This window comes from Rhodovibrio sodomensis (assembly GCF_016583645.1).
Lineage (GTDB): Bacteria > Pseudomonadota > Alphaproteobacteria > Kiloniellales > Rhodovibrionaceae > Rhodovibrio > Rhodovibrio sodomensis.
Genome location: NZ_NRRL01000143.1, coordinates 1 through 11,296 on the forward strand (window position 1 = coordinate 1; position 11,296 = coordinate 11,296).

The window sequence follows — 11,296 nt, forward strand, 5'->3', positions numbered from 1 at the left end:
CCAGGATCGGCAGCGGCACGCCCGCCCCGCCGACCCGCAGGGTCGCGTCCAGCGCGTCGATCAGCGCCTCGTCGCCGAGCGCGAATCCGCAGCGCAGCCCGGCCGCGCTGGAGCGCTTGGATAGCGAGTGGAAGATGAGCAATTGGCTAAGATCGCCGCCGCCCGCCGCATCGGCCCGCTCGGCGACCACCTCCAGCGCGCCGGGCGGCGGGGTGTCGTCGTAGATCTCCGCATAGCACTCATCGCACGCCAGCACGAAGCCGTGGGCCCGCGCGGTCGCGATCGCGGCGGCCAGCTTGTCCGGGCCGGCGACCGCGCCCTGCGGGTTGGACGGCGTGTTCAGGAAGGCAAGCGCGGTGCGCCGCAGCGTCGCCGGGTCGAGGCTGGCGTAGTCCGGCATGAACCCGGTCGCCGCGGTCGCCGGCACGAACACCGGCGTCGCGCCGGCGGCGAGCGCCGCGCCGGCGTAGACGTGGTAGAAGGGGTTGGGGAGCAGCACGACGTCGCGCCCGCGGCGCACGCTCGACAGCGCGGCGAAGAACAGCCCCTCGCGCGTGCCCGGCAGCGGCAGCAGCTGGCGCGCCGGGTCGACCGCCCGGCCCTGGCCGATCAGCCCGGCGGCGGCGGGATACCGCCGGGCCAGCCAGTCGGTGCAGGCCTCGCGATAGGCGTCGGTCCCGCGCGGCGGCGGGTAGTTCTGCCAGCCGGCGGCCCCGGCGAGCGCCCGGTCGATCAGCGCCGGCGGATCGTTCCGCGGCTCCCCCACCTGCAGCGCGATCGGTGCGCCGTCGGCCGCTGGCGACCGCCCCGGCGCGAGCCCGTCCAGCAGCCGGTTCAGCTTGATGAACGGGTGAAAGGCCTGGATGTCCCGCCTGGAACTGCTGACGGCGGCGACCATGCGCGCATCCTCTCTGTCGCTCAAATACTTAAAAGCGGGCGTTCGCACGGGGCGCCCGTTGGATTCACGGTTCGTTTCGCCGGCCGCCAGTCTACCCGGGCCGGAGTCCGGCGGCAAGCTGGCCCGCGCCCTGGACACGCACGCGTCACGTGCAGGCTTTGCAAAGGAACACCGACTCACCCCCTCTCCTCCACTGGGAGGAGAGGGAAGGGGAGAGGAGGTTGCCGGGGGCCGATATCGCGGCACCCTCCTGCCCTAGCCCCTCCTCCCAGTGGAGGAGGGGAATCAGTTGGGCGGCTCCTCACCCCTGGGCGGCGCCCCACCCCGCACCCAAAAAAGACCCGGCCAGCCGAGGTGGCTGAACCGGGCCCAGTCGGGCGGAGGAAACGCCCAAGGGGACCCCGGCCGGCGAAAGTCCGCCGGGCCGGCCGGGGCAAAGCGATTCCGGGCGCGGTTACACCGTCTGGGAACCGCGGCCGAACTCGGGGTAGGCCTCCAGGCCAAGCTCGGCCTGGTCGAGGCCGTTGACCTCGGCCTCCTCGTCGACGCGCAGGCCGATGGTATACTTGAGCACCAGCCAGACGATCGCGGAGGTCACGGTCATGAAGACGCCGATGGCGACGATGCCGATGACCTGGACCACGAGGTCTCCGCCGCCGAAGATGCCGACGGCCAGCGTGCCCCAGATACCGGCGACCAGGTGGGCCGAGATGGCGCCGACCACGTCGTCGATCTTGAGCTTGTCCAGCAGCGGGATGGCGAACACCACCAGGATACCGCCGATCGCGCCGACGATGATCGCCAGGAAGTGGTTCTGCAGATCCGGTCCCGCGGTGATCGAGACCAGGCCGGCGATCGCGCCGTTCAGCGCCATCGTCAGGTCGACCTTCTTGTAGATGATCTGCGTCAGCAGCATGGCGGCGACCACACCGGCCGCGGCGGCCAGGTTGGTGTTGACGTAGACGATCGCCATCGCGCTGGCGTCGAGCGCCGAGCCGAGCGCCAGCTGCGAGCCGCCGTTAAAGCCGAACCAGCCCAGCCACAGGATGAACGTGCCCAGCGTGGCGAGCGGCAGGTTGGCGCCCGGCATCGGCCGGACCGAGCCGTCGGCGCCGTACTTGCCGCGGCGCGCGCCGACGATCAGGGCACCGGTCAGCGCGGCCCAGCCGCCCACGGAGTGGACGATGGTGGAGCCGGCGAAGTCGGAGAAGCCCATCTCGGCGAGCCAGCCGCCGCCCCAGGTCCAGGAGCCCTGGATCGGGTACAGGATGCCGGTCAGCACCACGACGAAGATCAGGAACGGCCAGAGCTTGATGCGCTCGGCGACCGTGCCGGAGACGATCGACGCGGCGGTGGCGACGAACACCATCTGGAAGAACCAGTCGGACATCACCGAGTAGCCGCTGTCGACCACCGTCTGCAGCGTGCTCTCGTCGCCGGTGCCGTTGATCAGCGCCAGCTCCGCGGCCGAGGTGTTATAGAACAGGCTGAACGAGCCGATGTAGCCGGACACGTCGACGTACATCAGCGCGTAGCCGATCAGGTAATACATAATGCCCGCGATCGAGTAGAGCGCGATGTTCTTCAGGCAGATCGTCGCCGTGTTCTTGGAGCGCACCAGACCCGATTCGAGCATGGCGAATCCAGCGGCCATCCACATCACGAGGAAGCCGCTGACCAGGAAGCTGAAAGTGTTGAAGACGAACGCGGTCTCGCCGCTGACTTCGGCATGGGCCGGGGCCGCGAGGCCGACGCCGCCGAGCGCGGCGAGGCCGAGCACGGCCGCGGATTTGCGCAGGACGCTCATTGTTAAGGCCCCCCTTTTTAAAGCGCGTCGCTATCGGATTCGCCGGTGCGGATGCGCACGGCGTGGGAGACGTCGAGGACGAAGATCTTGCCGTCGCCGATCCGGCCGGTGTTGGCGGCCTTGCTGATCGCTTCCACCGCGCTTTCGACGCGGTCGTCCGACAGCACCAGTTCGATCTTCACCTTGGGCAGGAAGTTCACGGCGTACTCGGCGCCGCGGTAGATCTCCGTCTGCCCTTTTTGACGGCCGTAGCCCTTCACTTCGCTAACCGTCAGGCCCTCGATGCCCAGACCCGTCAGGGCCTCCCGGACTTCGTCGAGCTTGAAGGGCTTGATGATCGCCATAACCATTTTCATGGCGTCGTTCCCTCTATGGCGTTGGTTTCCCGGAACGCTGGACCACGGGATCGCTCCGGATGCCGTCGACCGACCCCCTCGCGTCGACCGCCGGCGCCGGACCCGCGTCCGTCCCGGCACATCTGAATCAAGTTCCGTGCCAATCCGATCGGGCAGCCGATGTTTTTCGTTTTTCAGTGACTTAGCGGTCAGCATCCGCCCGGCGTGCGCAGCCTCTGACCAAAACCGACTGCCTAATTATTCGGCATTGCTGCGTGCCTGATCAGCAATTGACCAAATGCTCGCGCAGCACGCGGACCGCAGCACCCGGTTGCACGGCCGGCGCTGGCTGCCACCCGGTTGTGCCGGTGAGGCGCCGTCCAAACGCGCGGCACGCGGCCGCGCGTGAATCGCCGTTCCAGCCACTGGACAAGCCGCGAAACGACCTAGATTTTGTCCGCATGGCCCAGCACACTTCCCCTTCGCAGACCCGCCCGGCGACCGCGCGCCCGGATCCGACCGGGTCCGAAACGCTGCACGCCGAGGTTCTGGTGGTCGGCGGCGGCCTGGTCGGCGCCACGCTGGCGAGCGCGCTGGCCTCCGCCGGGATCGAGACGGTCGTGGTCGACCGCGAGAACCCGGAAGACGTCCTGAAGATGACCTTCGACGGCCGCGCGTCCGCGATCGCGGCCGGCTCGCGGCACATGATGGAGGCGATCGGTCTGTGGGACCTGGTGAGCGACCAGGCGCAGCCGATCCTGGACATCATGGTGACCGACGGACGAATCGGCCGGCGCAAGTCGCCGCTGCACCTGCACTACGACCACCGCGAGGTCGGCGAGGCGATGGGCCACATCGTCGAGAACCGGGTGCTGCGCCAGGGCCAGCAGAAGCTGCTGCCCAGTTTCGAGCGGCTCACGGTGCTGGCGCCCGTGGGGGTCGAGCGGGTGGTCCGCACGACCGGCCACGCGACCGCCAGCCTGACCGACGGCCGCAAGGTCCGCGCGCGCCTGGTCGCCGGCTGCGACGGCCGCGGCTCGCCGCTGCGCACGTCGGCGGAGATCCGCACCGCGCACTGGACCTACGACCAGGCGGGCATCGTCGCCACGCTGCAACACGACGCCGACCACCAGGGCACGGCGCACGAGCACTTCCTGCCGTCGGGGCCGTTCGCGATGCTGCCGATGGTCGACGGTCCGGGCGGCCAGCACCGCTCGTCGATCGTCTGGACCGAAAGGAAGCGTCTGGCCGAGCATTTCCACGGCCTCGACCAGGACGCCTTCGCGCGCGAGGTGCTGCGCCGGTTCGGCCCGGATTACGGCGATGTCCGGGAGATCGGCCCGCGCTTCAATTACCCGCTCTCCGGGCTGCACGCCGAGCGCTACATCGACACCCGCCTGGCCCTGGTCGGCGACAGCGCGCATGCCATCCACCCGATCGCCGGTCAGGGCCTCAACCTCGGCCTGCGCGACGTCGCCGCGCTGGCGGAATGCATCGTCGACGCCCGCCGGCTGGGGCTGGACGTGGGCAACCCCGACGTGCTGCGCCGCTATCAGCGCTGGCGCCGGCCGGACAACCTGATCCTGGTCGCCGCCACGCACACCCTCGACCACCTGTTCTCCAACGACTTCGGGCCGCTGCGCCTGGCCCGCGATCTGGGCCTGGCGGGGGTCAACCGAATCGGGCCGATGAAGAAGCTGTTCATGCAGCACGCCATGGGCACCCTGGGCGACCTGCCGCGGCTGATCCGCGGCGAGCAGCTGTGAAGCGGCTGGCGGCCCTGGCGCTGGCCGGCCTGCTCTGGGCGACGCCGGCGCCGGCGCTGGAACCGCTGGGCGACCGCGGCCTGGCGGTGGTCAACGGCGGCGGCGGGGAGTTCTTCGTCACCCCGGTCCCGATCACCTGGGACATCGCGCACTCCTCCGACAGCGGCCGGGTCGTGCACATGGCCTGGCTGCACCAGGGGCAGGAGCCCGGCAGCTGGTCGGACAAGGTGTCGATACAGCTGTTCCCGGGCGAGACCGACATCTCCGGCGAGCAGCTGCTGGACCAGATCGCCCGGCGGTATGCGCGCGACTGCCGCAACCTGCTGGGCACCGAAACCGAGGTGCGGCGGAAACGCGGCCGCACGGTCGCCTTCCGCCTGCTGGGCTGCACCGAGCATGAAAAGACCGGGCGCGGCGAACTGGCGCTGTTCCGGGTCGTCCAGGGGTCGGAATCGCTCTACTTGGTGCAGCGCGCCTGGCGCACGCCCACGTTCGATAGCAAGCACCTGCCGTTCGCCCGGGAGATCCTGGGCAAGACCCGGCTGTGGCTGCAGGGCGGCCGGGTCTGCCAGGCGGACTCGCCGGATGCCGAGCGCGCCTGCCCGCCGCGCCTGGCCGGAGCGATCCAGAACACCTCGCGCGACCAGCCGGTCACCGTGGTCAAGCTGGGCGACGGCAAGGCGCCGGACGGCGCGCAGAACGGCGGTCAGAAAGGCAGCGACGCGGACGCCGCCGACTAGAGCAAGATGCTGAAAGGTGAAGCCACCTTTCAGCTGAATCTTGCCCTCATGTTGTGAAGTTCTGAGCGGACGGCCCAAGGCGCCCTCCTCGGACCAGTCGAAGGTCACGGCGCTGCAACACATGCCGGCTTGTGTGCGCCGCGCGCGCCGGCTAGGCGTGGTGGCGATTTTGAACGTCCACCTTCGGTATTCAGATCCCGCCATGCCCGATCCGCTGCACGCCCGCTGGGCGCGCCCGTTCGTCCGCGTTCTGACACCGCCCGCGGTGCGTGTCCTCACCGCCCTCCTGCTGCTCGGCGTGTCCGCCCCGGTCGCGGCGCAGGACGACGTGTCCGGCGCCCAGGACCCCCAGAACCGCGCGGACACCGCCCAGCTGTACGACGATCCGCCCCGGCCGGGCTCGGAGGACGGCAGCTGGACCGTGAACTGGGAAAACGACATCTTCGGCGGTACCGACCGCAATTACACCAACGGCAACCGCCTGTCCTACGTCTCCCCGGAAGCCGGCATGGGCGGGCTGCACGGCCCAATCGCCCGCGCGCTGTTGTTCGCCGACCAGGACGACCGGGTGCGCTGGGGCCTGGCGATCGGGCAGAGCCTGTACACCCCGCGCGACACCGAGGCCCGGCAGCCGCTGCCGGACCAGCACCCCTACGCCGCCTGGGCCTACGGCGAATATTCCGTCTACGCGCAGGACCGGAATTCCCTGCGCATGATCGGCCTGCAGGCCGGCCTGGTCGGCCCCAGCGCGCAGGGCGAGTGGGTGCAGAACAACGTCCACGAGATCGTCAACAGCTACGAGGTCAACGGCTGGGACAATCAGCTCGCGGACGAGCCCGCGTTCGCGCTGATGTACGAGCGCAAGGAGCGTGCCCTGATCGCCGGGGAATACGTCGGCCTGGAACTGGACGTGGTGCCGCATGTCGGCCTCTCCCTGGGCACGCTGCGCACCCAGGCGAGCGCGGGCGCCACGCTGCGCTTCGGCGACGACCTGAAGCGCGACTTCGGCCCGCCGCGGATCCGCCCGGCAATGGGCGGCAGCGGCTATTTCGAGGCCACGCCGAGCTTCAACTGGTACCTGTTCGTCGGCTTCGAAGGCCGCGCGGTCGCGCGCAACCTGTTCCTGGACGGCAACACCTGGAAGGATAGCCCCAGCGTCGACAAGAAGCCGTTCGTCGGCGAGCTGCAGTACGGCCTGGTGCTGCAGTACGACCGCATCCAGCTCGCCTGGACCTTCGTCACCCGCTCCCGCCAGTTCGAGGAGCAGGAGCGCCCGCAGCAATTCGGCGCCGTCAGCCTGTCGGTCAAGTTCTGAGAGCAAACGGCGGTCCCGGCACTCCGGCGCCGGCCACGGCACCGCCCGGCGGCTGCGCCACGCCCTGAGCACAATCGATGAAGGTCGAGCCGACCTTCATCGTGAATTTTGCTCTAACGGCTTGAAGAGAGAACGGCCTGAAGAGAGAGCAAGATTCAGCTGAAAGGTGGCTTCACCTTGCAGTATCTTGCTCCCGTGCGACTGCGACCTCGCGGCGGGCGTGCGCCGGGGTCGCGGGCGGCCGCCGGTCAGCCCGCCGTCGCGGTCTTCACCAGCCGGCTGTTCGGGCGCAGGATCTCGCGCCGGGCGAGCAGCGCGCGGCCGTCGACCTCAGGGCTGGCCTGCAGCGCGGCCTCGATCGCCAGCTGCTCGAACACGTCGCGCTGCGCCCGGCTGCCGCCCAGCCGCCACAGGTCGCCGCGGATCGGGCCGAGCAGCTCCAGCGCGTCCTCCGCGTCGCCGCGATAGAACGCGACGATCGCCCGGCACAGCCCGTCCAGCACCTGCGCCAGCGCCGGATCGCGCAGGCCTGCGCGCTTCATCCGGGTGAGCGTGCCGTCGGCCAGCCGTTCGGCCGCCGCCAGCTCGCCCGCCGCGGCCAGCGCGAGCACCTTGTGCGGCTCGGTGAAGGCGCCGTTGAAGTCGTCGGCGAGCGCCTGCACCGGCGCCACCAGCGCCTGCCAGCGCGCGCCCGGATCGATCCCCAGGAACTGCAGCCGGGCGAGCAGCGAGGCCGCGTTCTGGACGTCCAGATAGAACGGCCGCGCACCGGGCGCGAGATGGGCGTCGTAGAGCTGCAGCACCTCCGCGTCGCGGCCAAGCTCGACGGCGTACAGCGCGCGATGCCACCAGACGTGGTTCTTGAACGGGTTGCGGTCGTCCCACGCCGGCTGGCGCAGGGGAATCAAGTCGCAGCCTTCCTGAAAGCGCTCATCCATCTCCAGCACGTGCGCCAGGGCGTGCAGCGCCCACAGGTCGTCCGGCGCGTGCTGCACCGCCTGGCGGGCGTAGGCCTCGGCGCGCCGGCGCTCGCCCGATTCCTCCAGCCCGAAGGCGAGCATGCCGAGCACGCTGCCGTAGCCCGGCAGGTCGGGCGTCCAGGCGCGCAGGCTTTCCGCCGGCCCCTCGGTCAGGGCATCCTCGCGCCCGCGCCAGAACGCGTTCAGGTGGTGCAAGCGCAGCGCCAGCAGGTCGTGCGGGTAGGCGCGCACGATCCGCTGCCAGATCGTGGCCGCACCGACGACATCGCCCTCCGCCCAGCTGGCGAGCGCGGCGACGTGGCCGCGCTCCCGGTCGTTCAGCCGGTCGTGCTGCGCCTTCGCGGAGTCGGCCGCCTGCCGAGCCTTGGCGACCGTGCCCCCGGTGCCGAGCAGCAGATACTGGTAGCCCTTGAAGCAGTGCGCCAGCGCGAACCCGGGGTCGGCCGCGAGCGCGGCCTTGACGTGGTCGTTGGCGCTCGAGCGGTATTCCAGGGTCGCCAGCACCGCCCGTTCGTACGCCTGCACGGCGTCCCGGCTGTCGGTGCTGGCGGGTTGGTTCCAGAGGTCGGTGGTCGGCATGGCGGTTCCCGAGAGGTCGGTGGGGCATCTGGGCTGGCGCGGGCGTCGGCTGGGCTCCAAGATGGCGATCGGGGCCGGACAGGACCAGGGGCCGGACAGGACCAGGGGCCGGACAGGACCAGGGGCCGGACAGGACCAGAGGCGCGGCCAGGCCGACGGCGGGCCGCGGCGGTGCCGGACGGTCCCGCCGGGGCGACCCCTCGGCGTGCGTGTTCCAGGCCATCAGAATCGCGCGGCGCGGGTATGTTAACGATTTCTTATCCCAACTCGGCTACCTGAGCCGTGGCGGGGTCTCTGCCTCCACGCCTGTTTCCTTCCAGCGCGAGTGTGCGATGCCGCACCGCCGTCCAAGTCTGGCCGTCCTGAAAACGCTGCGCAGCGCCGTCGCGCCGCCGGCGCTGGGCGCGCTCGCGGCGCTGTCGGGCGTCTATGCGGTCATGGGCACGCCGGCCAGCGGACAGGCGCTGGGCGCCCTGATCGCCCTGGGCGCGGCCGGCGCGGCCGTGATCACGGCCTGGTCCGCGCACGCCCGCGCGACCCAGCAAGCCGTCCGCGCGGCCCAGCTGGAGCACATCGCCGACGCCTCCACCGACTGGACCTGGGCGATGGACCGCGAGCTGCGGTTCACCCACCTGTCGGCCAAGTTCAAGACGGCGTTCGGGTTTCCGCCCAGCCGGGTGATCGGCCAGCGCCGGGACACCCTGATCGGCCCGGGAAACGATCCCGAGCAGGTCGCCCGACACCTGGCCGACCTGCGCGCCCAGCGTGCGTTCCGCGACTTCACCTACAAGGCCCGGCGCGAGGACGGCCGCCGGCTCTGGGTCCGGGTCAGCGGCGTGCCGGTGTTCACCGCGGACGGCAGTTTCGACGGCTACCGCGGGGTCGCCAGCGACGTCACCGCGCAGTTCATGGCCGAGCAGGCCGCCCGGACCGCCCAGCGCAGGCTGATCGACCTGACCGACAGCATCCCCGGCGCGGTCTATCAGCTCCGCCGCGACCCCGAGGGTTTGCACATGACCTTCGTCTCCGCCGGGATCTCGAGCTTGTACGGGATCGAGAAGGCGCAGGCCTACAGCATCGACACGCTGCTGGCGAAGGTCCATCCCGACGACGCCGGGCGGGTCGACCGGGAGATCGAGGCGGCCTACCGCGACCAGCGCAACATCCATCTGGAACACCGGATCGTCGTCGACGGCGCGGTCAAATGGGTCCGCGCCCAGGCGGTCGCGCGGGTCGAGGCGCCGGACGTCGTGGTCTGGAACGGCCTGCTGACCGATGTCAGCCGGCTGAAGGACGCCGAGGCGAAGCTGCGCGCGCAGCAGGACCGCTACGAGCGGGCCGTGCGCGGCTCGCGCGACGGGGTGTGGGACTACGACCTGCGGACCGACAGCGTGTATTACAGTTCGCGCTGCCACGAGCTGCTCGACTGCGGGGAAGACGAGCTCGGCACCGACGCGGCGGCGTTCGTGCAGCGCGTGCTGCCGAAGGACCGGGACGAACTGCGCCGGACGATCGCCCGTCACATCAAGCACGGCGCGCCCTACGACATCGAGGTGCGCGTGCAGGTCGGCCCGGCGCCCGGCGCCGGCGGCAAGGCGGGGACGCCCGCGGTCCGCTGGTTCCGCCTGCGCGCGGAGACGGAGCGCGACGCCGACGGCCGGGCGGTGCGGATGGCCGGTACCCTGTCGGACATCGACGACCTGAAAAGCCAGGAGCGCGAGCTGATCGCCGCGCGCGAGAAGGCGGAGCTCGCCAACAAGTCGAAGACCGAGTTCCTGGCCAACATGAGCCACGAGCTGCGCACGCCGCTGAACGCCGTGATCGGCTTCGCCGAGGTGATCGAGGGCCAGCTGCTGGGCGAGATCGGCAACCCGCGCTACCGCGCCTACGCCAGCGACATCCGGGAAAGCGGGCAGCACCTGCTGAGCCTGATCAACGACATCCTCGACCACGCCAAGATCGAGGCCGGCCGGCGCGAGCTGCACGAGGAGTGGCTGCGGCTGCCCGACCTGATCCACGCCACCGTGCGGCTGGTGCGCGAGCGCGCCCACGACCGCGGCATCCACCTCGACGTTGTACCCGCGGCCCGCCTGCCGCAGGTCTACGCGGACCAGCGCGGGGTCAAGCAGATCCTGCTCAACCTGCTAACCAACGCGATCAAGTTCACGCCCGAGCAGGGCCGGGTCTCGGTCCGCACGGAGGTCTCGGCGGACGGGCTGTGGCTGGAAGTTGCGGACACCGGCATCGGCATCGCCGAGCACGACATCGACAAGGCGATGGCCCCGTTCGGCCAGGCGGACAACTGGCTGACCCGGGAGCACGAGGGCACCGGTCTCGGGCTCGCCCTGTGCAAGCAGCTGGCCGAACTGCACGACGGCACGCTGACGCTCGACAGCACGCCCGGCGCGGGCACGCGCGTGCGCGTCACCCTGCCCGCCGACCGCCTGGAATACACCGCCGAACCGCCCCGCGCCACCGCCGCCGCGCAGTGATCGGAGTCAGGGGTCGCCGGCTGCCGTAAGGTGGATTCGCCGCGCCAGCGGCAATCCACCGCAACGGCCGTGCCGCGCGGCCCCGGCATATCGGCGGGTTGCAAGCGCGAACCCGCCCTACCGCTCCCCGACGAAACAGCCGACCTAATCCCCCTCCTCCACCTGGGAGGAGGGGCAAGGGGAGGAGGGTGCCGCGCTGCATCGGTGCCGTGCCAACCTCCTCACCCCAGCCCTCTCCTCCCATGTGGAGGAGAGGGGTAGAGTCGAGGAGGAGCGCGGTGGCGGTGGGTCCCGGGGAGTAGCCGTTGGCCGGCGGCTTTCGCCGTGTGCCGGTGCCTCAATCCGGGCCGTCGCTCCGTTTCTCCTCCCCGCTCATCAAACCGG

General features: G+C 70.6%; 8 protein-coding genes. 4 read left to right on the forward strand and 4 right to left on the reverse strand.

Annotation, left to right across the window (positions count from 1 at the left end; translation table 11 throughout):
* The 3 genes from CKO28_RS24620 to CKO28_RS24630 all read right to left on the reverse strand — a co-directional run.
* Positions 1-898: aminotransferase class I/II-fold pyridoxal phosphate-dependent enzyme (locus CKO28_RS24620; protein ID WP_200343543.1), on the reverse strand; the 898-nt coding region annotated here is incomplete at its 3' end.
* A gap of 454 nt (positions 899-1,352) precedes the next feature.
* A complete protein-coding gene (amt, locus tag CKO28_RS24625) occupies positions 1,353-2,705 on the reverse strand; it encodes an ammonium transporter (RefSeq protein ID WP_200343544.1) in 1,353 nt (450 codons plus the stop codon).
* 17 nt (positions 2,706-2,722) lie between these two features.
* Positions 2,723-3,061, reverse strand: a complete 339-nt coding sequence (locus tag CKO28_RS24630) for a P-II family nitrogen regulator (RefSeq protein ID WP_200343545.1) — start codon at positions 3,059-3,061, stop codon at positions 2,723-2,725.
* Positions 3,062-3,501: 440 nt separating this feature from the next.
* On the opposite strand from CKO28_RS24630, the gene CKO28_RS24635 reads away from it, so the two are divergent.
* The 3 genes from CKO28_RS24635 (at position 3,502) to CKO28_RS24645 (ending at position 6,861) form a co-directional block, all read left to right on the forward strand.
* The gene (locus CKO28_RS24635; protein WP_200343547.1) at positions 3,502-4,806 is read left to right on the forward strand and encodes a UbiH/UbiF/VisC/COQ6 family ubiquinone biosynthesis hydroxylase; all 1,305 of its coding nucleotides are present in this window, start codon (positions 3,502-3,504) and stop codon (positions 4,804-4,806) included.
* A complete protein-coding gene (locus CKO28_RS24640) occupies positions 4,803-5,546 on the forward strand; it encodes a hypothetical protein (protein WP_200343549.1) in 744 nt (247 codons plus the stop codon). Before CKO28_RS24635 ends, CKO28_RS24640 begins: the two co-directional genes overlap by 4 nt.
* A 202-nt stretch (positions 5,547-5,748) precedes the next feature.
* Positions 5,749-6,861 carry a lipid A deacylase LpxR family protein gene (locus tag CKO28_RS24645; RefSeq protein WP_200343551.1) on the forward strand — a complete coding sequence of 371 codons (1,113 nt, stop codon included), beginning with the start codon at positions 5,749-5,751 and terminating at the stop codon, positions 6,859-6,861.
* A 248-nt stretch (positions 6,862-7,109) separates the two neighbouring features.
* Here the strand turns inward: CKO28_RS24645 and CKO28_RS24650 are convergent, their stop codons facing one another.
* Complete coding sequence (locus tag CKO28_RS24650) at positions 7,110-8,420, reverse strand: tetratricopeptide repeat protein (RefSeq protein ID WP_200343553.1); 1,311 nt, start codon at positions 8,418-8,420, stop codon at positions 7,110-7,112.
* A gap of 332 nt (positions 8,421-8,752) precedes the next feature.
* On the opposite strand from CKO28_RS24650, the gene CKO28_RS24655 reads away from it, so the two are divergent.
* On the forward strand, positions 8,753-10,912 hold the full coding sequence (locus CKO28_RS24655) for a PAS domain-containing sensor histidine kinase (RefSeq protein ID WP_200343561.1): 2,160 nt from the start codon (positions 8,753-8,755) through the stop codon (positions 10,910-10,912).
* Positions 10,913-11,296: the final 384 nt, after the last annotated feature.

Excerpts from the sequence above, each read along its gene's own strand:
- CKO28_RS24645 (WP_200343551.1), top strand. The coding sequence starts at position 5,749 with ATGCCCGATCCGCTGCACGCCCGCTGGGCGCGCCCGTTCGTCCGCGTT.
- CKO28_RS24650 (WP_200343553.1), bottom strand. The coding sequence starts at position 8,420 with ATGCCGACCACCGACCTCTGGAACCAACCCGCCAGCACCGACAGCCGG.
- CKO28_RS24630 (WP_200343545.1), bottom strand. The coding sequence starts at position 3,061 with ATGAAAATGGTTATGGCGATCATCAAGCCCTTCAAGCTCGACGAAGTC.
- amt (WP_200343544.1), bottom strand. The coding sequence starts at position 2,705 with ATGAGCGTCCTGCGCAAATCCGCGGCCGTGCTCGGCCTCGCCGCGCTC.
- CKO28_RS24655 (WP_200343561.1), top strand. The coding sequence starts at position 8,753 with ATGCCGCACCGCCGTCCAAGTCTGGCCGTCCTGAAAACGCTGCGCAGC.
- CKO28_RS24635 (WP_200343547.1), top strand. The coding sequence starts at position 3,502 with ATGGCCCAGCACACTTCCCCTTCGCAGACCCGCCCGGCGACCGCGCGC.